Annotated in this window: 23 protein-coding genes; 10 read left to right on the top strand and 13 right to left on the bottom strand. The window is 71.3% G+C overall.

Features of this window, described 5'->3' with window-relative positions; translation table 11 throughout:
* The 3 genes from ACTOWY_RS37410 to ACTOWY_RS37400 are packed head-to-tail and all read right to left on the bottom strand — an operon-like array spanning window position 1 to window position 5934.
* A complete protein-coding gene (locus ACTOWY_RS37410) occupies window positions 1-1527 on the bottom strand; it encodes an AMP-binding protein (RefSeq protein WP_441314349.1) in 1527 nt (508 codons plus the stop codon).
* A gap of 16 nt (window positions 1528-1543) precedes the next feature.
* Window positions 1544-3580: an acetate--CoA ligase family protein gene (locus ACTOWY_RS37405; protein WP_441314314.1), complete on the bottom strand. Its 2037-nt coding sequence runs from the start codon at window positions 3578-3580 to the stop codon at window positions 1544-1546.
* Complete coding sequence (locus tag ACTOWY_RS37400; RefSeq protein ID WP_441314313.1) at window positions 3580-5934, bottom strand: bifunctional salicylyl-CoA 5-hydroxylase/oxidoreductase; 2355 nt, start codon at window positions 5932-5934, stop codon at window positions 3580-3582. The genes ACTOWY_RS37405 and ACTOWY_RS37400 overlap by 1 nt, the downstream gene beginning before the upstream one ends.
* A 65-nt stretch (window positions 5935-5999) precedes the next feature.
* Between ACTOWY_RS37400 and ACTOWY_RS37395 the strand changes: the two genes are divergently transcribed.
* The gene (locus ACTOWY_RS37395; RefSeq protein WP_441314312.1) at window positions 6000-6761 is read left to right on the top strand and encodes an SDR family NAD(P)-dependent oxidoreductase; all 762 of its coding nucleotides are present in this window, start codon (window positions 6000-6002) and stop codon (window positions 6759-6761) included.
* 27 nt (window positions 6762-6788) lie between these two features.
* On the opposite strand, the gene ACTOWY_RS37390 is transcribed toward ACTOWY_RS37395, so the two are convergent.
* Window positions 6789-7190: a DUF952 domain-containing protein gene (locus tag ACTOWY_RS37390; RefSeq protein WP_441314311.1), complete on the bottom strand. Its 402-nt coding sequence runs from the start codon at window positions 7188-7190 to the stop codon at window positions 6789-6791.
* Window positions 7187-8818, bottom strand: coding sequence for an AMP-binding protein (locus ACTOWY_RS37385; protein WP_441314310.1), 1632 nt, complete (start codon window positions 8816-8818; stop codon window positions 7187-7189). Before ACTOWY_RS37385 ends, ACTOWY_RS37390 begins: the two co-directional genes overlap by 4 nt.
* A gap of 105 nt (window positions 8819-8923) precedes the next feature.
* Here ACTOWY_RS37385 and ACTOWY_RS37380 point away from each other — a divergent pair, with 105 nt between their 5' ends.
* On the top strand, window positions 8924-9784 hold the full coding sequence (locus ACTOWY_RS37380) for a PaaX family transcriptional regulator (RefSeq protein WP_441314309.1): 861 nt from the start codon (window positions 8924-8926) through the stop codon (window positions 9782-9784).
* On the opposite strand, the gene ACTOWY_RS37375 is transcribed toward ACTOWY_RS37380, so the two are convergent.
* The 4 genes from ACTOWY_RS37375 to ACTOWY_RS37360 form a co-directional block, all read right to left on the bottom strand.
* Entirely contained in the window at window positions 9774-10070 is a 297-nt protein-coding gene (locus ACTOWY_RS37375; protein ID WP_441314308.1) for a hypothetical protein, read from the bottom strand. The two genes, ACTOWY_RS37380 and ACTOWY_RS37375, sit on opposite strands and share 11 nt — an antisense overlap.
* Window positions 10070-10612 carry a DinB family protein gene (locus ACTOWY_RS37370; RefSeq protein WP_441314307.1) on the bottom strand — a complete coding sequence of 181 codons (543 nt, stop codon included), beginning with the start codon at window positions 10610-10612 and terminating at the stop codon, window positions 10070-10072. The genes ACTOWY_RS37375 and ACTOWY_RS37370 overlap by 1 nt, the downstream gene beginning before the upstream one ends.
* Before the next feature lie 241 nt (window positions 10613-10853).
* Window positions 10854-11252, bottom strand: coding sequence for a RidA family protein (locus ACTOWY_RS37365; protein WP_441314306.1), 399 nt, complete (start codon window positions 11250-11252; stop codon window positions 10854-10856).
* Window positions 11249-12001 carry an SDR family NAD(P)-dependent oxidoreductase gene (locus tag ACTOWY_RS37360; protein WP_441314305.1) on the bottom strand — a complete coding sequence of 251 codons (753 nt, stop codon included), beginning with the start codon at window positions 11999-12001 and terminating at the stop codon, window positions 11249-11251. The genes ACTOWY_RS37365 and ACTOWY_RS37360 overlap by 4 nt, the downstream gene beginning before the upstream one ends.
* Window positions 12002-12051: 50 nt before the next feature.
* Between ACTOWY_RS37360 and ACTOWY_RS37355 the strand changes: the two genes are divergently transcribed.
* Together ACTOWY_RS37355 and ACTOWY_RS37350 are read left to right on the top strand one after the other, a co-directional pair.
* Entirely contained in the window at window positions 12052-13230 is a 1179-nt protein-coding gene (locus tag ACTOWY_RS37355; protein ID WP_441314304.1) for a thiolase family protein, read from the top strand.
* Window positions 13231-13246: 16 nt separating this feature from the next.
* A complete protein-coding gene (locus ACTOWY_RS37350; protein WP_441314303.1) occupies window positions 13247-14044 on the top strand; it encodes an enoyl-CoA hydratase-related protein in 798 nt (265 codons plus the stop codon).
* 15 nt (window positions 14045-14059) lie between these two features.
* Here the strand turns inward: ACTOWY_RS37350 and ACTOWY_RS37345 are convergent, their stop codons facing one another.
* Window positions 14060-14551 carry a TetR family transcriptional regulator gene (locus ACTOWY_RS37345; RefSeq protein ID WP_441314302.1) on the bottom strand — a complete coding sequence of 164 codons (492 nt, stop codon included), beginning with the start codon at window positions 14549-14551 and terminating at the stop codon, window positions 14060-14062.
* Between the two features lie 15 nt (window positions 14552-14566).
* On the opposite strand from ACTOWY_RS37345, the gene ACTOWY_RS37340 reads away from it, so the two are divergent.
* Window positions 14567-14803, top strand: a complete 237-nt coding sequence (locus tag ACTOWY_RS37340) for a hypothetical protein (RefSeq protein ID WP_441314301.1) — start codon at window positions 14567-14569, stop codon at window positions 14801-14803.
* Here the strand turns inward: ACTOWY_RS37340 and ACTOWY_RS37335 are convergent.
* A complete protein-coding gene (locus ACTOWY_RS37335; protein WP_247762500.1) occupies window positions 14728-15183 on the bottom strand; it encodes an Lrp/AsnC family transcriptional regulator in 456 nt (151 codons plus the stop codon). The genes ACTOWY_RS37340 and ACTOWY_RS37335 overlap by 76 nt on opposite strands.
* Window positions 15184-15308: 125 nt before the next feature.
* Between ACTOWY_RS37335 and ACTOWY_RS37330 the strand changes: the two genes are divergently transcribed.
* From ACTOWY_RS37330 to ACTOWY_RS37320, 3 genes are all read left to right on the top strand, one after another.
* Window positions 15309-16148, top strand: a complete 840-nt coding sequence (locus ACTOWY_RS37330) for a tryptophan 2,3-dioxygenase (protein ID WP_441314300.1) — start codon at window positions 15309-15311, stop codon at window positions 16146-16148.
* 63 nt (window positions 16149-16211) lie between these two features.
* A complete protein-coding gene (gene kynU, locus ACTOWY_RS37325) occupies window positions 16212-17381 on the top strand; it encodes a kynureninase (RefSeq protein WP_441314299.1) in 1170 nt (389 codons plus the stop codon).
* A 59-nt stretch (window positions 17382-17440) separates the two neighbouring features.
* Complete coding sequence (locus ACTOWY_RS37320; RefSeq protein WP_441314298.1) at window positions 17441-18052, top strand: class I SAM-dependent methyltransferase; 612 nt, start codon at window positions 17441-17443, stop codon at window positions 18050-18052.
* A gap of 7 nt (window positions 18053-18059) precedes the next feature.
* On the opposite strand, the gene ACTOWY_RS37315 is transcribed toward ACTOWY_RS37320, so the two are convergent.
* Window positions 18060-18869 (bottom strand): alpha/beta hydrolase family protein, encoded by an 810-nt coding sequence (locus ACTOWY_RS37315; RefSeq protein ID WP_441314297.1) that lies wholly within the window; start codon window positions 18867-18869, stop codon window positions 18060-18062.
* 115 nt (window positions 18870-18984) lie between these two features.
* Between ACTOWY_RS37315 and ACTOWY_RS37310 the strand changes: the two genes are divergently transcribed.
* On the top strand, window positions 18985-19257 hold the full coding sequence (locus ACTOWY_RS37310; RefSeq protein ID WP_441314296.1) for a hypothetical protein: 273 nt from the start codon (window positions 18985-18987) through the stop codon (window positions 19255-19257).
* Window positions 19258-19290: 33 nt separating this feature from the next.
* A complete protein-coding gene (gene glmS / locus ACTOWY_RS37305; protein ID WP_441314295.1) occupies window positions 19291-21108 on the top strand; it encodes a glutamine--fructose-6-phosphate transaminase (isomerizing) in 1818 nt (605 codons plus the stop codon).
* 9 nt (window positions 21109-21117) lie between these two features.
* Here glmS and ACTOWY_RS37300 read toward each other — a convergent pair whose 3' ends face one another.
* Window positions 21118-22977, bottom strand: a complete 1860-nt coding sequence (locus ACTOWY_RS37300) for a CheR family methyltransferase (protein WP_441314294.1) — start codon at window positions 22975-22977, stop codon at window positions 21118-21120.
* Between the last annotated feature and the right edge of the window lie 33 nt (window positions 22978-23010).

Raw genomic sequence — 23010 nt, 5'->3', positions numbered from 1 at the left:
TCAGCCCTCCCGCTCGGCGAGAGTCTGCCGCAGCACCTGTTTGGCGATCTTCCCGGTGGAGTTCAACGGAAAACCGGTCACCCGGTGCAGCTCCTTGGGTTTCTTGTAGGCGGCCAGCCGCTCCCGGCAGTGCGCCAGCAGCGCGTCCTCATCCACCGACGCTCCATTGTGGACGGAGTAGGCGGCGACCACCCGCTGCCCCCAGTCCGGATCGGCGATGCCCACCACCGCGACCTCATGCACCCCAGGCACCTCGGCGAGCACGTCCTCCACCTCCCGCGGGTAGATGTTGTAGCCACCAGAGATGATCATGTCGCCCTTGCGGTCCACCAGCCACAGCCGTTCGGCCTCGTCCAGTCGCCCCAGGTCGCCGGTGTGCAGCCACCCGTCCCGCACGCTCTTGCCCAGATCGGTGCGCCGCCCGGACTGCCAGTACCCGCGCATCACATGCTCGCCCCGGGTGATCACCTCCCCGATCTCACCCGCCGCGACGTCGGTCCCGTCCTCGGCCACCACCCGCAGTTCGACCCCGAACGCGGGCCGCCCGGCCGAGGTCAGCAGCTCCGGCTGTTTCCCCAGCCCCGCAGCGTGATCGGCCGCGTCCAGCACGGTCACCGGCGGAATGGCCTCGACCAGTCCGTAGTACTGCACCAGGTTCGGCGTGATCCGCTCGAAGGCCTGCCGGATCTGCTCCGGCGGCATCGGCGCCCCCGCGTAACCGAGCATTTTCAAGCCCCGCATGGTCTTCCGGTCACACTCCGGCATCGCCAGTAGCCGCGCGATCATCGTCGGCACCAGCGCGGTGTGCGTGACCCCGCGCCGCGCCACCGCGTCCAGCACCGCGCCCGGATCCCACTGCGGGAGGATGAGTTGCGCCGCCCCCGCCACCAGGAACGGCAGCACGAACAGTCCGCTGGTGTGCGTGATCGGCCCGGCGTGCAGGTAGGTGTCCGCACCACCCGGGATCACCCCGAGCACGTCCGAGGTCATGTTGACCACGCTGGCCAGCCGATTCCGGTGCGTGCGCTGCGCGCCCTTGGGCCGTCCGGTGGTCCCGGAGGAATAGTTCAACGACACCAACGCATCCGCGTCCAGCACCCCCGGCGGCCACCCCGCCGCCGCGTCGCCGAGCAGGCGCTCGTACCGGATCCCCGGCCCGTCCCCGATGACCACCACCCGCCCGGCCAGCCCATCCCGCAACGCCTCGGTCGACTCCGCGAACCGCGCGTCGTAGATCAGCGCGGTGGCCCCGCAGTCATCCGCGATGTGCTCCCAGTCCCGCGGATGCAACCGATAGTTCAACGCCACCCGCACCAGCCCAGCCGCGGCCAGCGCCAGATCAGTCTCCACATAGGTGTTCTGATTCGTCTGAAGATCCAGAACCCGATCCCCAGCCGTCAATCCCAGGCCCCGCAACCCGTTGGCCAGCCGAGCCACCCGATCCCCGAGCTGCCCGAAACTCTGCCGCCCCTGCGGCCCGTCCAGGGCGGTTCGCGCCGCAAACCGCCGTGTCGCCCGAGCGACCACCCGTCCGACATCCACCTCAGTCAGCTCCTTCGGCCAGGTACACCGCGTCCAGGACCCGCACCCCGCGCGGCAGCACCGCCACCGGATTGAGATCCACCTGCCCACCCCACCCCGACACCAGCGAACTCACCCGCACCACAAGATCAACCAGAGCGTCCACATCAACCGCGACCCGCCCCCGAACCCCATACAGCAGAGCCGATCCCCGCAACTCACCCACCATCCGCCGCACCTCATCCGCATCCACCGGCAACGGCGCCAGCACCACGTCATCCAGCACTTCGGCGAAAATCCCGCCCAACCCCAGTGCCAGCATCGGCCCACAGGGCCCAGGAGCCACCCCGACCAGCACCTCCACCGCGCCAGTCACGAACTCCTCGACCAGCACCGCCCCACCCAGCGCCGCCAGCCGGTCATAAACCCCAGCCGCGGCCCCAGGATCCACATCCAGCGCCACCCCACCGGCCTCGGTCTTGTGCACCAACCCGGGCACCACGGCCTTGAACACTGCGCGTCCACCCACCTCACCCACCGCCGCGACGGCGTCCGCGGCCGAGCCGACCAGTCGTCCCACCGGCACCGGAATCCCGTTCTCCCGCAGCAATTCCTTGAAGTCAGCCTCGCTGATCCCGTTGGCGGGAGCCACAATCCCGCCTGCCGTGCCCGCCGCCGTCACCGCCACCCGAGCCCCGGCCCGCACCGCGGCCGCCGCCACCAGCACCGCCCGCCCGGGCGTCGGATACACCGGCACCCCACCGGCCCGCAACACCGCCGCCGCCCCTGGCGCCAAGTGCTCCGCCCCGGTCCGCGCGACCAGCACCGCCTTCCCCGTCTCCCGCCGCACCCGCGTCAGCCCGTCCGCGATCCCGGCCACATCCGACCCGGTCAGCACGCAGAAACAGGCCAGCACCACATCCACCGCCGGATCCGCCGCCACCACGTCCAGGCACCGCTGGAACAACTCCGGCCGCGCCATCACCGCCGCCGTGACATCCACCGGATTCTCCACCGACCCGTACGCCGGCACGACCTCCGCCAAGGCCGCCCGCGTCCCCGCCCCCAGCTCCGCCAGCCGCAAATCGTGCTGCGCCAACGCATCCGCGGCCAGGATCCCGGACCCACCCGAGGTCGTCACCACCGCGACCCGGTCCCCGAACGCCCGCGTCCCGGCCGCGAACGCCTCACCGACATCGAGGAGTTCATCCACATCGGACACTCGCACGATCCCGTACCGCCGCAGCACCGCGTCGGTCACCCGGTCGTCGGTGGCCAGTGCCCCGGTGTGCGAGGCCACCGCCCGCGCCCCTGCCGCCGACCGCCCGGCCTTGACCAGCGCCACCGGTTTGCCCGCCGCGGCCAACCGCCGCAACGACTCGACATCCGCCAGCGACTCCACATACCCCAGCAACCCGGTGCACCCGGGCTCCTCGGCCAGCGTCGCCAGCACTTCGAGGGCGGTCACCTCGGCCTCATTGCCGGTGCTCACCGACCAGCCCAGACCCAGCCCGCGCTCGAAAGCCAGGCTCACCGCCCCGAATCCCAGGGCCCCGCTCTGGCTCACCAGCGCCAGCGACCCCGGCACCAACCGGGTCGAGGGCGCCTCGAACAGTGGGCTGAACGAGGTCACCTGCCCACTCGCCACCCCCACCGACCCGATGCAGTTGGGCCCCAGGATCCGCAGCCCACCCGCTTTCGCCTGGGCCACCAGGGTTTCCTGCCGCCGTGCCCCCTCGGCGCCGGTCTCGGCGAATCCGGAGGAGCACACGATCGCCGCCCGCACCCCGGCCGCGACGCAGTCCTCGATCGCCGCGGGCACCCGGTCCGCAGCCACCATGATCATCGCCAGGTCCACCGGCCCGGGGCACGCCGCCACCTTCGGATAGGCGGGCAGTCCGAACACCGTCTCGTTTGTTGGATGCACCGGCAGCACGCGCCCCTGATACCCGTACCGCAGCAGGAACTCCACCGGTCGCCCGCCCAGTGCCCCTGGTCGTTCGCTCGCGCCGATCACGGCCACCGATCGGGCTGACCACAACGCGGCCAGGGCGCGCATCAGGCGCCGTCCGGAGTCCAGCGCGCGTGCCGGGTAGCCTGCTCGCCCTCCCGGACCAGGTCCAGCCGTGGCCGCGGCCCGTCCGTGCGCCCGGTCTGCGGCCGCCGCCGCCCGGCCCGGAACTGCACCGGCCAGTCCGCCGCCGGACCGGCGTAGTCCTGCTCGGCTGCCGCGTGCAGTGTCCATTGTGGATCGTAGAGGTGAGTGCGGCCCAGTGCGCACAGGTCGGCCCGGCCCGCGAGCAGGATCGAGTTGACGTCGTCGGCGGAGGAGATGGCGCCGACCGCGATCACCGCGATGCCATACTTGCGCCCGATCTCGTTGCGGATCCGGTCGGCGAAGGGTGTCTGGAAGCTGCGGCCGTACGCGGGTTGTTCGGTGGAGACGACCTGCCCGGTGGACACGTCGATCCCGGCCGCGCCGTGCCGGGCGAAGGCGTCCGCGATGGCCAGGGCTTCCTCGATGTCCACCCCGCCGTCGGCCCAGTCGGTGGCCGAGATGCGCACTGTCATCGGCCGTTCCACCGGCCAGGCCGCGCGCACCGCGTCGAAGACTTCGAGGGGGTAACGCAACCGGTTCGCCAGGCTGCCGCCGTACTCATCGGTGCGCTGGTTGGTCAACGGCGACAGAAACGAGGACAGCAGGTAGCCGTGTGCGCAGTGCAGTTCCAGCACGTCGAATCCGGCTCGCGCGGCCGAGCGGGCGGCGTCGGCGAACTGCTCCCTGATCAGCAGCATCTCCGCCCGGTCCAGTTCCCTGGGCACCTGGTTGTCCGGGGCGTAGCGCAGCGGTGAGGGCCCGCACACCGGCCAGTTCCCGGCGGGCAGCGGCTGGTCCATGCCGTCCCACATCAACCGGGTCGACCCCTTGCGTCCCGAGTGTCCGATTTGGACACCGATCCGGGCGGAGGTGTGGCCGTGCACGAAGTCCACCACCCGCCGCCACCCGTCCTCGTGCTCTGGCCGGTACAGCCCGGTGCAGCCTGGGGTGATCCGCCCGGAGGCGGACACGCAGACCATCTCGGTCATCACCAGGCCGGCCCCGCCGAGCGCCTTGCCGCCCAGGTGCACCAGGTGGAAGTCGTTCGGGGTGCCGTCGGTGGCGGAGTAGGTGTCCATGGGGGAGACCACGATCCGGTTCTTCAGCTCCAGCTCGCCGAGCCGGTAGGGCTGGAACATCGGCGGCCGGACCTCGCCGCCACCGGCGAACCAGGAGTCGATCCCGGCCACGAACTCCGGATCGCGCAACCGCAGGTTGTCGTAGGTGACCCGGCGGCTGCGGGTGAGGATGTTGAAGGCGAACTGCGCGGGCGCCTGATGCGCGTAACCGCCCAGGTTCTCGAACCACTCCAGGCTGGCCTGCGCCGCGCGCTGGGTGGAGAGCACCACCGGCCGCCGCTCGGTCTCGTAGGCGGCCAGCGCGCTGTCCACTGTGGACTCCTCATGCAGGCAGGCGGCCAGCGCGAGGGCGTCCTCCATGGCGAGTTTGGTGCCGGAGCCGATGGAGAAGTGCGCGGTGTGCGCGGCATCGCCGAGCAGCACGATGTTGCCGTGCCGCCAGGTCTGGTTGCGCACGGTGCCGAAGGTGACCCAGCGCGAGTTGTTCGCGTACAGCTCATGACCGTCGAGGACCTCGGGGAACAGCTCGCGCAGCATCGCGATCGACCCCTCGTCGCTCTCGCCCGGCGCGAGATCGTCCCGGTGGTGCCGGGCGAACCCGGCCCGCTGCCACACGTCCTCGTGCATCTCCACGATGAACGTGCTGCCCTTGGCGTCGTAGGGATAGCCGTGGATCTGCATCACCCCGTGCGGGGTATCCTTGATGTGGAACAGGAACGCGGGGAACACCAGGTCGGTGCCCAGCCACATGTACCGGCACCGCCGCGATTCCACGGTCGGCCGGAACACCTCCGCGTACCGGGCGCGCACCGCGGAGTTGACCCCGTCCGCGGCCACCACCAGATCGTGCGTGGCGGCCAGCTCGGCCACCTCCGGCGCCGGCGTGGACAGTCGCACCCGCACCCCGACCTCGGCACACCGCTCGTGCAGCACCTGCAACAGCCGTCGGCGGCTCATCGCGGCGAACCCGTGCCCGCCGGAGGTGATCACCTCGCCGCGGTAGTGCACGTCGATGTCGTCCCAGCGCGCGAACTCCCGCTGCATGGCCTGGTGGATCACCGGATCGGCGTGCTCGATGCCGCCGAGGGTCTCATCGGAGAACACCACGCCGAACCCGAAGGTGTCATCGGCCGCGTTGCGCTCCCACACGGTGATCTCGTGTTCCCGACCGAGCTGACGCGCCAGCGCGGCGAAGTAGAGCCCGCCTGGCCCGCCACCGACAACCGCGATTCGCACCTCGCCAGGGTATGCTGCAATCCTGACGACCGTCAACAGAACGAAATGCCACACCGGAGGTCGGGATGCGCTTCGAGGGCCGGACGGCAGTGGTCACCGGCGGCACCGGCGGCCTGGGCCGCGCGGTCTGCGCGGGCTTCGCCGCCGAGGGCGCCGCGGTAGCGGTACTGGATGTGGCAGGCGCGGCGGACTTCGCCGAGGACCTGACCAGCGGCGGCGCCGTTGCGGCGGGCTACACGGTGGACGTGCGCGACCCGGCCCAGGTCACCGAGGTGATGGCCGCCATCCATCAAGACTTGGGCGGCCCGCACATCCTGGTCGCCCTGGCCGGCGGCTCCCTGGGCACCCCGAAAGACCTGGCCGACATCGAACCCGAACACCTGGACCTGGTGGTCGACGTCAATCTCAAAGGCACCTTCTACTGCTGCCAGGCCGCCCTGCCCTACCTGGCCGCCGCGGGCGATGGCGCCATCGTCACCACCTCCTCGATCGGCGGCCGCCAGCCCTCCCCGGTCACCGGCGTGCCGTACGCGGCGAGCAAGGCGGCCCTGATCGGCCTGACCAAGCGACTGGCGAAGGAGGCGGGCCCGGACGGCGTACGCGTCAACGCGATCGCTCCCGGCTTGTTCCTCACCGACCGGTTACAGGGCATGTTCGACGGCCTGAGCCAGGCGGAACGCGACGAGGTGCTCAACGCGATCCCGTTGCGCCGCATGCCTGAGCTGCGGGAGGCGGTGGACCCGATCCTGTTCCTGTGCTCGGCCGAGGCTTCCTACATCACCGGGGTGGTGCTGGACGTCAACGGCGGCCGCTTCATGCCGCTCTGACGGCCGGTGTTCCGGGGCCGGACTACCTCAGCTCTCGGCGCGGGTCGCCGTCCTGGTGTGGGTGCGCGCGATCGGCCAGCGACGCAGTGCCGCGGGCAACTCGAAACCGTGCGGCTGCTCGGGGAAATCGTGCACGGCGATCACCGCGGACACCGGGATCGTGCCGTAGACGTGCGGGAACCACGGCGCGGACGGGTTGTCCGGATCGCTGGAAGCCCGCTCCCACACCAGTTCCGCGTCCAGCAGGTCCGGGGCGACGACCAGCAGCACCAGGTCGTCCCGGCCGCGGAAGAGGCGGTTCGCCGGGAGATGGACCAGGCCGAAGTCGCTGCAGTGCACGAAGCCCTCGGCGGCGTAGCCCTCGGGTTCGTGCCGGCCGGACTCCTGGGCCGCGGCCCAGTCCGCGTGCGAGCAGATGTGCAGGATCACCCGCCGATGGTCCCAGACTCCGCCGCGGCGCGTTCGCGCAGCCGGAATCGTTGCAGCTTGCCGGTGGTGGTGCGGGGCAGCTCGGGCAGGAACTCGATCACCCTCGGATACTTGTACGGCGCGATCACGCTCTTCACGAAGTCCTGCAGTTCGGTCATCTTGGCCGCGTCGCCGGTGACGCCAGGGGCGAGCACCACATAGGCGTGCACCACCATGCCGCGCTGCTCGTCCGGCGCGCCGACCACCCCGCATTCGACCACCTCGGCATGGCTGAGCAGGGCGTTCTCCACCTCCGGGCCCGCGATGTTGTAACCGGAGGAGATGATCATGTCGTCGGTGCGGGCCTGGTACCAGAAGTAGCCGTCGGCATCGCGCAGGTAGGCGTCGCCGGTGAGGTTCCAGCCATCCTGGACGTAGCTCAGTTGCCGCTCGTCGTCCAGGTAGCGGCAGCCGGTCGGGCCACGCACCGCGAGCCTGCCGACCACGCCGTCCGGCGCCGATTTCCCGTGCTCGTCCAGGATCTCCGCCCGGAACCCGGGCACCGGGCGGCCGGTGGCGCCAGGACGGATGTCGTCATCGGCGGCGGAGATGAAGATGTGCAGCAACTCGGTCGCGCCGATGCCCTCGATGATCCGCAACCCGGTCGCCCGCTCGGCCTCGTGCCACACCGCGCTCGGCAAAGCCTCACCGGCCGAGACCGCCCGCCGCAACCCGCGTAATCGGTCCGCCAGCCCGGCCGCCAGCATCGCCCGGTACGCCGTCGGCGCGGTGAACAGCACGGTCACCCCGTGCTCCCGCACCGCGTCGGCCAGCTCGGCCGGCGTGGCCCGCTCCAGCAACAGCGTCGCCGCGCCCACGTGCAGCGGGAACACGACTAGGCCGCCGAGCCCGAAGGTGAAGCCGAGCGGGGGAGTGCCGGTGAAGATGTCCCGCGCGTCCGGCCGCAGCACATGCCGGGCGAAGGTGTCGGAGTTGGCCAGCACATCCCGGTGGAAGTGCAGCGTCGCCTTGGGCCGCCCGGTGGTGCCGGAGGTGAAGGCCAGCAAGGCCACATCGTCCGCCGCGGTGGCCACCGGCTCGAACCCGGCCGGTTTCGCCGCCGCGCGCACCGTCAGGTCCGCCGGGTCATCACCGCCGTAGCCGATCACCGGCAGGTCCACTGCGGCCAGTTCGGCCAGGAACCGGTTGTCGCACAGCGCGATCGCCGGTTTCGCGATCTCGGTCAGCGTGCGCAGTTCACCCGAGCGCAGCAGCGGCATGGTGGTGACCGCGACCCCGCCCGCCCGCAGCACACCGAACCAGCAGGCCACCAGCCACGGGTTGTTCGGCCCGCGCAGCAGCACCCGGTTGCCCGGCACCAGCCCGCAGTCCTCCACCAGCACCCGCGCGACCTGGTTCGCCCGGTCCCGCAGCTGCCCGTAGGTCCAGGCCGGACCGGTGGGGCTGAGCAGGCACGGCCGGTCCGCGCCGTGCCGGGCGATGGTGTCCTCCAGCAGGGTGACCGCGCAGTTCAGCCGGTCCGGGTAGACCAGCTCGGGCAGGCTGAACTCCAGTTCCGGCCACTGCTCGCGCGGTGGCAGGTGGTCCCGGCAGAACGTGTCGACGTGTGCTGAGCGGGACAGAACCACGGGCACGCACCTCGTCTCGGCGTCGGTGAGCTGCCCGGCCAGTATTCACCGCTCATGACGACAGTCAATAGGCCGACATACGCATCGACGCGATATCGTTTGCCGGTGACCACCCTGGTTGACCTGTCCGAAGTGGACGGGGGAGCGGCGGACGCCCAGTCCGCGCAACCCCGCCAGCTCATCGTCACCGTCTACGGCCTCTACGCCCGCGAGGTCGGCGGCTGGCTGTCGGTGGCCGCCCTGATCCGCCTGCTGGGCGAACTGGGCGTGGACGAACCGGCGGTACGGTCCTCCATCTCCCGGCTCAAGCGACGCGGCATCCTGGACGCCTCCCGGGTGGGGGGCGCGGCCGGTTACGCCCTGTCCGAGCAGGCCAGACTCATCCTGCGCGAGGGCGACCACCGCATCTTCGAGCGCCCGAGGGCCACCGTGGCCGACGGCTGGGTGCTGGCGGTCTTCTCCGTCCCCGAGTCCGAGCGCCAGAAGCGGCACACCCTGCGCTCCCAGCTCACCAGACTCGGCTTCGGCAACACCGCCCCCGGCGTGTGGATCGCCCCGGCACACCTGCGTGCCGAGACCGCCGAGGTCCTCTCCCGCCTGGACCTGTCCGCCTACGTCGACCTGTTCCGCGCCGACCACCTGGGCTTCGCCGAACTGACCGGCAAGGTCGCCACCTGGTGGGACCTGGCCGCCCTGCGCACGCTGTACACGGAGTTCCTCACCGCGCACCGCCCACTGCTGGCCCGCTGGCGTCGCCGCCGCACGGTGCAGCCCGCCGAGGCCTTCGCCGACTACGTCCGCCTGCTCACGGCCTGGCGCCGCCTGCCCTACCTGGACCCGGGCCTGCCTGCCGAGTTGCTGCCGGCGGACTGGCCCGGCGCCGAAGCCGCCGAGTTGTTCACCGCCCTGCAGGACAAGCTCGCCCCGGCCGCGCACGACCACGCCGAGTCCCGCATCACCTCCTGACTCCATAGAGCTGGTTGAGATCCAGCACGTGGTGGCCCAGCACCACCCCAGCCGGCACCTCCAGCACCACCACGAGAAACACGTTCCGCGGACCAGGGAACAGCACATGCCGGAAGCCCAGCTCCGGCATGTCCCGCACCGCCTCGGGTGTGGCCGCGAAGCCACGCCGCTGGGCATGCGGGACCGACTTCAGATACGCCCGGACCACCGCGGGCACCTCGGCGGCGACCAGGACCGGGCGAGCCTGGATGGTCGCGCGGAACTCCGCGTCGGTGAGCAGGCGCATCAGTGGCCGGTGACCCCGTCGGTCCGCTCACGTAAGAGATCCGCGTGCCCGCAGTGCCGTGCGTACTCCGCGATCATGTGCACCACGACCCGGCGTAAGGCCAGTGGCCGCCCGGTGGCCAGGTGGATCCCGGTGTCCTCCAGCGCGTGCGCCGCCAGGATCTCCCGCGACTTCGCCACCTCGGCCCGCCACACCGCGAACGCCTCGTCGACGTCTCCGTCCAGGCTGTCGAAGTCCTGACTGGGGTCCTCGTCGGTGTAGTACAGGTGCGGCACGTCCCGCTGGGCGAACTGCATCTGGAACCACCACCGCTCCGCCCCGGACAGGTGCCGCAGGATCCCGTGCAGGGTCAGGCTCGACGGTGGAATCTGGGCGTGGGACAGGGCTTCCGGGGCCATGCCCCGGCATTTCAGCTCGAAGGTGGTCCGGTGCCAGTCCAGGTAGGCGGTCAGGATCTCGCGTTCGGAACCGTCCAGGGGTAGGGGCTGCCGGGTGTCCGCCGACAGCGTCTCCGCCAGGTGTGCGGGCTGGGTGAGTGCCATGCGAGGAGCGTGGCACGGCCCACCGACACCGGCCTCCTAGCGAACTTTATTTCGCTATGCGAACACGCCGTGGAGGTGTGCGCAGACTGGCGCGGCAGGTCCACCACCGACCACCTCGACCGTCTGGAGACACCCCGCCATGCAGCTCAGCCTACCCGCCGCCACCCGCCCACTTCCTTATCGCGCAAGGGAAAGGTCCGGGTTCGCGGCAGCGCGACGGCCGCTGTGCGTCCGCCTGTCCTCAGTCCAGCACCGCGGTTCCCTGAACCTCCACCAGCGCCTCGCGGTCCCACAGCCGCGCGATCCCGATCGCGGCCATCGCCGGGTACGACTCGCCGGCCAGCTCGCGCCAGACCTTGCCGATCTCCTTTCCGTGCGCCTTGTAGTCCTCGACGTCGGTCAGGTAGATGGTCAGCGTCGCGAGCTGATCCGGCCGTCCGCCCGAGGCCCGCAACGCGGTCAGCAGATTGCCCAGCGCCTGGCGGAACTGCGCCACCACGTCCGCGCCCACGATCTGGCCGTCCGCGTCCAGCGCGGTCTGCCCGGCCAGATACACCGTCCGGCCGGCTCCGGCGACCACCGCGTGGCTGAAGCCCGAGGGCCTGGCCAGCTCCGGCGGATTGACCCGTTCCAGACTCACGACTGCACCGTCCCGCCGTCGATGTTCAACCCCTGTCCGGTGAACGCCGGACTCGCCACGCAGAAGGAGACCGCGTCCGCGACCTCCGCCACCGAGATCATTCGCCCGATCGGCTGTTTCGCGGCCAGCATCGCCCGGATCTCCGCCGGCGGCCTGCCGGTGCGCTCGGCGACCGCGTCCACGGTCCGCTCGGTCATCGGCGTGTCCACATACGCCGGGCAGATCGCGTTCGCGGTCACCCCGGTCCGCGCCAGTTCGGCCGCTGCCGCCCGGACCAGGCCCAGCACCCCGTGCTTGGCCGCGGTGTACGCGGCGAGGTGCGCCTCGCCCTGTTTGGCCGCGGTGCTCGCGATGACGATCAGCCGTCCCCAGCCCGCCGCGCGCATGGCCGGGATGGCCCGGCGCAGGCACTGGAACGGGGCGGTGAGGTTGAGGGCCAGGGCGGCCGTCCACTCCTCGTCGGTGATCCGGTGCAGTGGGGTGGCGGTGCCCGAACCCGCGTTGGCGACCAGGATCTCCACCGGCGACCAGGCGGCCTCCACCGCGTCGAACAGCCCGGCCACCGCCCCCGGTTCGGTGAGATCGGCCGGGAGGACCAGGGACTCCCCTGGCAGGGTGGCCGCGACCGCCCGCAGTTCGGCCTCGCTGCGCGCGGTGAGCGCCACCCGGTGGCCCTCGCCGGACAACCGGCGGGCCACGGCCGCGCCGATGCCCCGGCCGGCGCCGGTGACCAGGCTGGTGCGTGCCATCACCTGCGAAGCTTGTCAAACGTTGGTGACGACCGTCAAGATGACGACATATGGACGCCTACCTGCTCGATGCCGTGCGCACCCCGTTCGGCCGCCATCGTGGCGGCCTGGCCGGGGTCCGGGTCGACGACCTGGCCGCCCTGCCCATCGCCGAGCTGATCCGCCGCAACCCCGGCCTCGACCCGGCCCTGGTGGACGAGGTCGTCTACGGCAACACCAATGGCGCGGGGGAGGAGAACCGCAACATCGGCCGGATGGCGGCGCTGCTCGCCGGGCTGCCGGTGACCGTGCCGGGGGTGACCGTCAACCGGCTGTGCGCCTCCGGTGGCGAGGCGGTCATCCAGGCCGCCCGCCTGCTCGCGGTGGGGGCGGGGCGGATCGCCATCGCCGGTGGGGTGGAGGGCATGTCCCGCGCGCCGTTCGTGGTGCCCCGCCCCGAGGAGGTGCTGCCGCAGCGGATGGAGATGGTCTCCACCGCACTCGGCTGGCGGCTGATCAACCCGAAGTTCCCGGCCGAGTGGACCGCGAGCCTGGGCGCCTGCGCCGAACAGGTCGCCGCGGACCTGGGCATCGGCCGGGCCGCCCAGGACGAGTGGGCGCTGCGCTCACACCGGCTGGCGAGCACCGCCTGGGACAACGGCTCGCACGACTGGGTCCTGCCGGTCGAGCAGGTCAGCAGGGACGAGGCGCTGCGCCCGGACACCTCGGCCGCCGCGCTGGCCCGCCTGCGCCCGGCGTTCAGCCCGGACGGGGCCGTCACCGCGGGGAACTCCTCCCCGCTCTCCGACGGCGCCCTGGCCGCCCTGCTGGGCACCAGGGCAGCCGCTGCCGAGCTGGGCCTGGAACCGTTGGCGCGCATCAGGGACAGCGCGACCGCGGCCTCCGACCCGCACCGCTTCGCGGTCGCCCCGGTGCCCGCGATCCGCACCCTGCTGCACCGCAACGGCCTGTCCCACCGGGACATCGCCCGCTGGGAGATCAACGAGGCCTTCGCCGCGATGGTGCTGTCCACCCTGGACCAGCTGGCCGCCGAGGGCTGCACACTGGACACCGACCTGGTCAATCCGGACGGCGGCGCCATCGCCCTCGGGCACCCCCTGGGCGCCTCCATGCCCAGGGCGATCGTGGACTGCGCGCGCGGGCTGCGGCGGCGCGGTGGCGGGCTGGGTGTGGTCGCGGCGTGCATCGGGGTCGGGCAGGGCATGGCCGTGCTCGTCCAGACCGACTGAGAGGACGAGGAGAACCGTGCGGATCGAGGACTTCACCGACATCGGCTACACCGTCGAGGACGACAACCACGCGGTGATCACCATCAACCGGCCGGAGCGGATGAACTCCTTCCGCGGCCGCACCGTGGACGAGCTGATCGCGGCGTTCAAACACGCCTGGGCGGACAAACGGGTGGCCGCGATCATCCTCACCGGCGCCGGTGAGCGGGCCTTCTGCGCGGGCGGCGACGTCAAGGAACGGGCCGAGACCGGTGGCTACGGCGAGACCGAATGGGGCACCTTCGAGATCGAACGGCTGCACCGGATCATCCGGGACGTGCCCAAACCGGTGATCGCCGCGGTCAACGGCGTCGCGGTGGGCGGCGGTCACGTGCTGCACGTGCTGTGCGATCTGACCGTGGCCGCCGAGCACGCCCGCTTCGGCCAGTCCGGACCCAGGGTCGGCTCCTTCGACGCCGGGTTCGGCTCCGCCTACCTGGCCAGGGTGGTGGGGGAGAAGCGGGCACGGCAGATCTGGTTCCTGCTCGACCTGTTCGACGCGCACACCGCCGAACGCTGGAACCTGGTCAACCAGGTCGTCCCGGCCGGGGAACTGCTCGACACCGCCCGCGCCTGGGCCCGCAAGATCGGCTCCTACTCGCCGACCGCGCTGCGCTTCCTCAAACACTCGTTCAACGCCGACACCGACCACATCGGCGGGATCTCCCACCTGGCCTTCGACGGCCTGGAACTGTTCACCGAGACCCCGGAGGGGAAGGAGGGCGCGGCAGCGTTCGCCGAGAAGCGCGATCCGGACTTCCGCCAGTACCGCTAGGGCCACCCGGCCCCGCTAGGCGGCGGCGGACCTGGTCAGCTCCGCGTGCGGGGCCGCGCCTGCCCGGCGGTCGTCCTCGACGGCCGAGGCGAGCAGGTGATCGGCCAGCAGCACCGAGATCGCCGCGGTGTCCGCGGGGGTGAAGCCCGCGGTCAGCAGGATCCGGGTGGTGGTCTCGATGTGGCCCAACCGGCGCGGGCCGCGGGGCGGGCGCAGCCGCAGCAGCTGGGCGGCGTCCCGGTGCGTGCGCGGCAGGGCGCGGAACTGGCGTAGGCCGGTGGCGAGTTGGTCGCGCCAGGGCTGGGATTCGTCGATGTCGAATGCCTCGGCGCAGATCGCCTCGGCGTCCAGGCCCAGCAGTTCGTCCTTGTCGCGGACGTGCCAGTACAGCGTCGCGGCGCGCACGCCCAGTTCGGCGGCCAGTGTGCGCGTGCTCAGCGCGGCCAGGCCGTGTTCGTCCAGCAGCCGCACCGCGGCCGCGGTGATCCGAGGGAGGTCGAGCGCCACAATCGGGGGTTCGTGATGGAGAGAACGGCACTGCGGGTGGCCGCCTGCCGCGCGGTCATCGGTTCGGTCGCCTACCTGGTGCTCACCCTGGTGCCCGGCTTCGGGTTCCCGGTGGTGGCGCCGCTGGCCGGGGTGGTGCGGCTCTGGGTGCTGGGGCTGGGGATCTCGTGGTGGCGTCAGTCCGCGGGTTCGGTCACCGGGCGCCAGTCCACCGGAGTGGACAGGACCATCGCGCTGGAGGTCTCGCCGTAGGTCGACAGTCGTTCCAGCAGGCGTTCCAGGGCGCGGATGGAACTGGCCGCGACCTTGACCACGGAACAGATGTCGCCGGTCAGCCGGACCACCTCGAGCACCTCGGGGCAGTCGTCGAGCAGTTCGGGGTGCACGGTGATGCAGCGCGCGCCGTAACACTTCATGCGCACCAACGCGATCACCGGCCGGCCTGCGATGCTCGGGTCCACCCGGGCGTGATACCCGGCGATCACGCCGAGCTGCTCCAGCCGCCGCACGCGCTGGGCCACGGTGGGTGGCGAGACGTGCACCCGGCGCGACAACTCGTTGTAGGACAGCCGTGCGTCGGCCTGCAACGCCTCCAGCAGCGCCCAGTCGACCTTGTCTAGCTCCGAGTTCACGAACGTGAGCCTAGGCGGCCCAACCGGATTCGAACGCAAGGCGCGACCACCGGATTCGCCCCCGCCGCCCATTCCGGTTTGGCCGGGACAGCGATGGAATGGAGGTCCACCACGAAGGGAGGACCATGACCGACACCGGCGGCTGTCCGATCATGGCGGAGCCCAAGCTGGACTTCGGCGGCACCACGCCGTACGAGGACTACGTGCACGCCTCGGTGCTGCATTCCTTGCAGCAGCGCTGGTCCACCGACCCCGGCGAGATGTCCTTCCTGGTCATCACCCAGATCATGGAACTCTACTTCGGACTGTTGTGCTTCGAGTGGCGGCAGGCGCAGACCGAGATGCGCGCCGACGACCTGGACTCCGCGGTCCGCACCCTGCACCGCAGCGTGCTGCACGTGCAGGGGCTCAACGCCGCCTGGCGCTCGATCGCGCGGATGACCCCCGAGGAGTTCAACGCCTTCCGGGCCAACCTCGGCGAGGGCTCCGGCTTCCAGTCCGGCATGTACCGGCACGTGGAGTTCCTGCTCGGCGAGAAGGCGCCCTCACTGCTCGTGCCGCACCGGGCGGTGCCCGCGATGCACGCCGAACTGGAGGAGGCGCTGGCCCGGCCCAGCCTCTACGACGACGCGCTCGGCCTGCTGCGCCGCCGCGGCTACGACGTGCCGGCCTCGGCCCAGGACCGCGATTTCACCCAGCCCTACCAACCGGATCCGCGGGTGGAGCAGGTCTGGACGCTGATCTACTCCGACCGCACCAAGCATCACGACGAGCAACGGCTCGGCGAGGTGCTCACCGATATCGCCGAGGAGTTCGCGCGCTGGCGCTACGACCACCTGCTGGCCACCCGCCGCGCCATGGGCGCCAAGGTCGGCACCGGCGGCTCGGCTGGCGTGGCCTGGCTGGAGAAACGGGTGCAGCGCAGCGTTTTCCCCGAGCTGTGGACCGCGCGCAGCTACGTCTGAGGACCGCGAGGCTGTGACCGGGCGGCTGTGACTGGGCGGCTGGCATTGAGGATGGAGAGCACGATGAGTTTGGCCGACACCGCGAGGAAACTGGACGCGCTCGACCCGATCGCGCACTGCCGGGACGAGTTCGACCTCGACCCGGATGTGGTCTACCTCAACGGGAACTCCCTCGGCGCGTTGCCGCGCGCGGTCGCGCCGCGGCTGGCCGAGGTGGTGGGACAGCAGTGGGGCCGTCGCCTGATCCGGGGCTGGGGCGAGGGCTGGTGGGGGGCGCCGGAACGCCTCGGTGACCGGCTCGCCCCGCTCATCGGCAGCGCGCCGGGGCAGGTCGTGGTCGGCGACTCCACCAGCGTCAACCTGTTCAAGGCCCTCATCGCCGCGATCCGGCTCAACCCGGGACGGCCGGAACTGCTGGTGGACGCGGCGACCTTCCCGACCGACGGCTACATCGCCGCCTCGGTGGCCCGACTCACCGGGGTGCGGGTCCGGCCGGTGCCCATGCCCGAGGCCGCCGCCGAGATGAACGAGCACACCGCGGTCCTGCTGGCCAACCACGTCGACTTCCGCTCCGGCGTGCTGCACGACATGGGCGCGATCACCGAGGCCGCGCACCGGGCGGGCGCGCTGGTGGTCTGGGACCTCTGCCACAGCGTTGGCGCGCTACCAGTGGAACTGGACTCCCACCAGGTCGACCTGGCGGTCGGCTGCACCTACAAGTTCCTCAACGGCGGACCCGGCGCGCCCGCGTTCCTCTATGTGCCGCGACGCTTCCAGGACGCCTTCGACCAACCGCTGTCCGGCTGGTGCGGGCACGCCGACCCGTTCGCGATGACCCCCGAGTACACCCCCGGCGCGGGCGTGACCAGGGGTCGTGCCGGCACCCCGGACATCCTGTCCATGCTGGCCCTGGACGCCGCCCTGGACGTCTGGGACAAGACCAGCATCGCCGAGGTGCGGGCCAAGGGCCTGCGGCTGACCGACTTCTTCCTGTCCTGTGTGGACGAACTGCTCGGCGACCGGGTCACCGTGCGCACCCCGCGGGACGCCGGCCGCGGCAACCACATCGCGCTGTCCGTGCCGGAGGCGGGACAGGTGATGAAGGAACTCATCGCCCGGGAGGTCATCGGCGACTACCGGCCCCCGGACGTGCTGCGCTTCGGATTCGCCCCGCTGTACGTGCGCTACGCCGACGCGCTGACCGCGGTCGAGGTGATCGCCGGCGTGGTCTGAATTTGCCGTTTCGGCAAGGAACATTGTCAGCCGGGCCGGAACAGGCGCACGGTGTCCCCATGGACGAGACCTACTGGGACACCCTGTACCGGACCCGCGACCAGGTGTGGAGCGGCGCGCCCAACGGCGTGCTGGTCGTCGAGATCAGCGGCCTCGCGCCGGGCCGGGCCCTCGAGGTGGGCTGCGGGGAGGGCGCCGACGCGATCTGGCTGGCCGAACAGGGCTGGCGGGTGACCGCCGCCGACATCTCCCAGGAGGCGCTGACCAGGGCGGACAACGCCGCCAGGGCCTGCGGGGTGACGCTGACCCTGCTGCACTCCGATATGCCGGCCACGCCACCTCCGCCTGCCGCCTTCGACCTGGTCGCGCTGAGCTACTTCCCGCTGCACCGGGCACTGGGACCGGCCAGCCTGCGCGCGCTGGCCGAGGCGGTCGCGCCCGGCGGGACGCTGCTGGTGGTCAGCCACGACCTGGCCGAGGGGCACGACCACCAGGGCCACGACGGCACCGAGATCAGGATGGCCGACTTCTACGCGCCAGCCGACTTCGCCGAGGCGCTGGGCGAGGGCTGGACCATCCTGGTCAACGAGACCCGGCCACGGGTGAGTCCCGCGCCGCCGGGCACGCCGCACACCCACGACACGGTCTTCCGCGCCCAGCGCCACAGCTGAGCGCTGGTCAGACCAGCAGATCAGCCAGCGCGCGCAGCACCTCGGGCCAGGCCGCGGAGTCCGGGTCGATCACCCCGTAGTGGCCCTCGCCGGGGAGTTCGCGCAGCTCAGTGGGGTCGCCGGCGGCGACGGCCGCGGCCGCGTAGGAGCGGCTGACCTCCGGCGGCACCCACGGGTCGGCCAGGCCCTGGAGCAGGATGCCGCGGACGCCGGTGGGCACCAGACGGGCCGGGTCGGCGGCGGCGTAGTGCTCCCAGTGCGAGTCCGGGTGGCCGCCGAGCAGGCCGGCCACCGCGCCGTCGCCGAGCTGCTCCTCATTGGCCAGCACCAGGTCCAGCACCCCGGCCAGGGACACCACGCCGCGCAGGGCCGGGCGGCGCGGGAGGTGCCAGGGGTTGTGCGCGGGCAGGCGGTGGCGGCTGGCCGACCACATGGCCAGCTGGCCGCCCGCGGAATGGCCGAGCAGAACCACCCGATCGGGATCCGCCGACGCGCCGAGCAAACCGGGCAGCGCGTCCAGCGCGGCCGCCACATCGTCCAGGGTGCCGGGCCAGCCGCCCTCGGGCTGGCCGACCCGGTTGTACTCGATGGCAGCCACCAGATAGCCCTCGTCGGCCAGGGCCGCGCACATCGGGCCGGTGTGCGCGCGGTCGTACTCGGCGAGCCAGAAACCGCCGTGCACCACCACGATCACCGGGTGCGGGCCCTCGGCCACCGGGTACCTGACATCGATCACCCGGTCCGGTCCTGGCCCGTACCGCAGCACGCGGTCAGGGGCGGGTGCCGGGCGGGTCAGCACGTCACGCGAGTCGGCCACGCGGCGACGCTAACACCGCCGGACGGGGCAGTATGGGAGGCTGGCTTGCCCGAATCCGGGCAGGAAAGTTGCTCAGTCGGACCGGGGCGGGGCAGTCTCGGGGCTGGAGGTACCTGTGGGCGCGCCGCCGTTGCCGGACGATCTCGTACGGCACGTGGTCGTGAGCACGGGGCTGCCACCGGCGGTCGCGGCGCGGGTGGTCAGCGATGTCATGGGCTACTTCGCCGAACCGGTCGAGGACTACGTCCGGCGGCGGCACCGGGAACTGAAACGGCGCAACCGCCGCAACGACGACATCTGGGCGATCGTGGCGGCGGAGCTGGCCGGACGGCCGGTGGCCGCGCCCGCGCTGTCCGCGCGGCAGCTGCGCCGGATCGTCTACGGCTAGCCGGATCATCCACTGAGCAGGGAGAAACAGCGTATGTGCGGACTTGTCGGTTATGTCGGACACCGGGACGCGGCCGAGGTGCTCCTGGAGGGCCTGCACCGGCTGGAGTACCGCGGCTACGACTCGACCGGGCTGGCCGTGCTGAGCAAGGGCAGGCTCAAGGTGGTCAAGGCCGCCGTGCGCGTGGCCGAACTGCGTGAACTGGTGCCGGACAAGCTCCCCGGCGGGATCGGGATCGCGCACACCCGGTGGGCCACCCACGGTGAGCCCACCGACGCCAACGCGCACCCGCACCTGGACCCCACCGGGCGGATCTCCCTGGTGCACAACGGGATCATCGAGAACGCCGAGGTGCTGCGGGCCAAGCTGAGCGCCGAGGGCGCCGAGTTCAGCTCCGAGACCGACACCGAGGTGCTGGCCCACCTGGTCGCCCGCAGCTCGGCCGAGCGCCTCGAAGACGCCGTGCGCGAAGCCCTCTCCGAGGTCGAGGGCACCTACGGGATCGTGGTGCTGGACACCCGGTTCCCGCAGGAGCTGGTGGTGGCGCGGCAGGGCAGCCCGGTGGTGCTGGGCATCGGCAACGACGAGATGTTCATCGCCTCCGACGTCGCCGCGCTGGTCCGCTTCACCCAGCAGGTGGTCTACCTCGACGACGGCGAACTCGCCACCGTGCGCGCCGGGGAGTACGTGACCAGCAGGCTGGACCGTTCCGCGGTGGCCAAGACGCCGACCACCCTCGCAATGAGCATCGAGGACTACGACCGGGGCGGGCACGAGACCTTCCTGCACAAGGAGATCCACGAGCAGCCCGCCGCACTGGACCGCGCCCTGCGCGGCCGCCTGGACGAGCGCTTCAGCACCGCCCGGCTCGGCGGGGTGGGCCTGGACGCGCGGGAGGTGCGCTCGATCCGCCGGGTGAAGTTCCTGGGCAGCGGATCCTCCTACTACGCGGGCCAGATCGGCGCGACCCTGGTCGAGGAACTCGCCCGGATCCCCGCCGACGCCGAACCGTCCTCGGAGTTCCGCTACCGCAACCCGGTGATCGACCCCGACACCCTCTACATCGCGGTCAGCCAGTCCGGCGAGACCGCCGACACCCTGGCCGCGGTGGCCGAACTCAAGCGCAAGGGCGGCCGCCTGCTCGGCGTGGTCAACGTGGTCGGCAGCGCCATCGCCCGGGAATGCGGCAGTGGGCTGTTCCTGCACGCCGGACCCGAGGTCTCGGTGGCCGCGACCAAGTCCTTCACCAACATGGCCGCCTCCTTCGCCCTGCTCGCCCTGCACCTGGGCCGGGTCCGCGACCTCAGCCTGGCCGACGGCCGCCGCCTGGTCGACGGGCTGCGCGGGCTGCCGGACCAGATCAGCGAGATCCTCGCCGCCGAGCAGGCCATCCGCGCGGTCGCGCACAAGTACGCCGACGCCCGGCACATGTTCTTCGTCGGCCGGGTGCGCGGCTTCCCGGTGGCCCGCGAGGGCGCGCAGAAGCTCAAGGAGATCTCCTACATCCACGCCGAGGCATACCAGTCGGCCGAGCTGAAGCACGGACCCCTGGCCCTGATCAACCCGGAGATGCCCTCGGTGGTGGTCATCCCCGCCGATGAGACCTTCGGCAAGAACCTGGCCACCATCGAGGAGATCAAGGCCCGCGGCGGCCCCGTCATCGCGGTGACCAACACCGAACTGCCCGCAGGCCTGGCCGACGACGTGCTGTTCGTGCCGCGCAACGAGGTCCAGCTCGACCCGGTGCTGCTCGGCATCCCGCTGCAGCTCTTCGCCCACCACATCGCGGAGAAGCTCGGCCGGGACATCGACCGCCCGCGCAACCTGGCCAAGAGCCTCACCGTGGAGTGAGCCGCGGCCTCAGCCGTGGTCGCCGGAGCCGGAATCCTCCTGCTCCATCAACAGGATCACGCCGGTGGTCTCCGCACCGGGGGCGCGCAGCGCCGAGCACATCACCCGCACGGTGATGGCGCGCCCCCTGCGGTTCACCGCGGCCAGCGCCAGCTCCTGGGTCTGCCCGTCGCCGTGCAGGATCTGCTTGATGCTCGGCCGGATCTGGTCCACCGGCAGGCCGATGTCCAGGTTCAGGAAGTGCTGGCCGAGGGTCTCCTCCGGCCGCAGCCCCCACAGGTCCTCGGCCCGCCGGTTCCAGACCCGCACGTGCAGATCCCGGTTGAGCACGGCCACCCCCGCGCGCAGGCTGGTGAGGATGGCCTCCAGAAAGGCGTTCGCCGCGTCCAGCTCGGTCGAACGGTCCCGCAGCTCGTCGTTGATCGACTGCAGTTCGTCGTTGGTGGACTGGAGTTCCTCGTTCATGGTCTCCAGTTCCTCGTTGGTCGACTGGAGTTCCTCGTTCGTCGTCTCCAGCTCCTCCACCGTGGACTGGAGTTCCTCGTTGGTGGTCTCCAGCTCCTCGTTCGTCGACTGGAGTTCCTCGTAGGCGGTCTCCAGCTGCCGGTTCGCGTACTCCAGCTCATCCTGCAACCGGCGGGAGGAGGTCACGTCCTGGAACACCAGCGTCACCCCGAGCAGACCGGAGTCGCCGTCCACCAACGGGTTCACCTGGATCTCCAGGTACAGCACCTCGTTCGCGGCGCGACGGAACTCGACATCGGCGACCAGCACCGTGCGGCGGTCCAGCTGCGCCTGCTCGATGTAGCGCCGCAGTTCCACCGGCCGGTAGGAGACGTCCAGATCGCGGAACGGCCGCCCCATGTCCTTGGCGGTGATGCCGAAGAGCAGCTCCGCCTGCCGGTTCGTCAGCGCCACCAGACCCTCGGCGTTGACCACGATCTGGGCCACCGGACTGGCCGCGAGGGCCTCGGCGCGCAGCAGGTCCAGGCCGGCCAGCTCCACCCGCGGCTGTGGCTGGGGCAGCTCGGCGAACATGGTGCCGTTCACCGGGATGTGCCGCAGCACCTTGCGGAAGACCCGCCGCTTCAGGTCGATCGGGGTGAACAGGCTGCCGTGGCTGAGCAGCATCTCCGCCTTGCCCAGGAACAGCACCCCGCCCTCGGCCAGCGCGAAGTGCAGCCGGGTCAGGATCCGAGACTGGGTCTCGGCGTTGAAGTACATCAGCGTGTTGCGGCAGACCAGCAGGTCTATCCGGGAGATCGGCGCGTCCTGCACCAGGTCGTTCCGGCCGAAGATCACCGATCGACGCAGGTCCTTGCGGAAGACGTACCGGTTGCCGCTGGGCTCGAAATAGCGTTCCAGCAGCTCGGCGGGCACATCGCGGACCTCACGGTCGCCGTAGCTGGCGTGCCGGGCCTGGCCGAGGCCCTCCTCGTCCACATCGGTGGCGTAGATCTTCACCCGGCGCCGGAAATCCTCCGGCCCGAGCAGCTCCGCCAGCACCATCGCCAGCGTGTAGGCCTCCTCGCCGGAGGCACATCCCGCGCTCCACACCCGGATCGGGCTGTCCGGCTCCTTGGCCGCGAGCAGCTCGGGCAGCACCTCCGAGCGCAGGTAGTCCCACGCGTCAGGGTCCCGGAAGAAGTTCGTGACGTTGATCAGGATGGTGTTGAACAGCGTGGTGAACTCCTCCGGCCGCACCTGGAGCTGATCCAGGTACTCCGCGTGGTCCGCCAGACCGAGCTGCGCCATCCGTCGTTGCACCCGGCGCACCAGGCTCGACCGCTTGTACCCGGTGAAGTCGAAACCCCTGGTCTCCTTCAGGTAGACCAGCAGCGCCTCGAACTGGGGGTCGGTCTGCGTCACGTGCTGCCTCTCCGGTGCGGCTACGACGCGGCA

The sequence above is a fragment of the Crossiella sp. CA198 genome (genome assembly GCF_052078295.1).
Lineage (GTDB): Bacteria > Actinomycetota > Actinomycetes > Mycobacteriales > Pseudonocardiaceae > Crossiella.
This window is presented reverse-complemented; position numbering and strand designations above follow the sequence as displayed.

Excerpts from the sequence above, each read along its gene's own strand:
- ACTOWY_RS37370 (WP_441314307.1), bottom strand. The coding sequence starts at position 10,612 with ATGGCACTCACCCAGCCCGCACACCTGGCGGAGACGCTGTCGGCGGAC.
- ACTOWY_RS37375 (WP_441314308.1), bottom strand. The coding sequence starts at position 10,070 with ATGCGCCTGCTCACCGACGCGGAGTTCCGCGCGACCATCCAGGCTCGC.
- glmS (WP_441314295.1), top strand. The coding sequence starts at position 19,291 with ATGTGCGGACTTGTCGGTTATGTCGGACACCGGGACGCGGCCGAGGTG.
- kynU (WP_441314299.1), top strand. The coding sequence starts at position 16,212 with ATGAGTTTGGCCGACACCGCGAGGAAACTGGACGCGCTCGACCCGATC.
- ACTOWY_RS37320 (WP_441314298.1), top strand. The coding sequence starts at position 17,441 with ATGGACGAGACCTACTGGGACACCCTGTACCGGACCCGCGACCAGGTG.
- ACTOWY_RS37405 (WP_441314314.1), bottom strand. The coding sequence starts at position 3,580 with ATGCGCGCCCTGGCCGCGTTGTGGTCAGCCCGATCGGTGGCCGTGATC.
- ACTOWY_RS37360 (WP_441314305.1), bottom strand. The coding sequence starts at position 12,001 with ATGGCACGCACCAGCCTGGTCACCGGCGCCGGCCGGGGCATCGGCGCG.
- ACTOWY_RS37330 (WP_441314300.1), top strand. The coding sequence starts at position 15,309 with ATGACCGACACCGGCGGCTGTCCGATCATGGCGGAGCCCAAGCTGGAC.
- ACTOWY_RS37355 (WP_441314304.1), top strand. The coding sequence starts at position 12,052 with ATGGACGCCTACCTGCTCGATGCCGTGCGCACCCCGTTCGGCCGCCAT.
- ACTOWY_RS37395 (WP_441314312.1), top strand. The coding sequence starts at position 6,000 with ATGCGCTTCGAGGGCCGGACGGCAGTGGTCACCGGCGGCACCGGCGGC.
- ACTOWY_RS37340 (WP_441314301.1), top strand. The coding sequence starts at position 14,567 with ATGGAGAGAACGGCACTGCGGGTGGCCGCCTGCCGCGCGGTCATCGGT.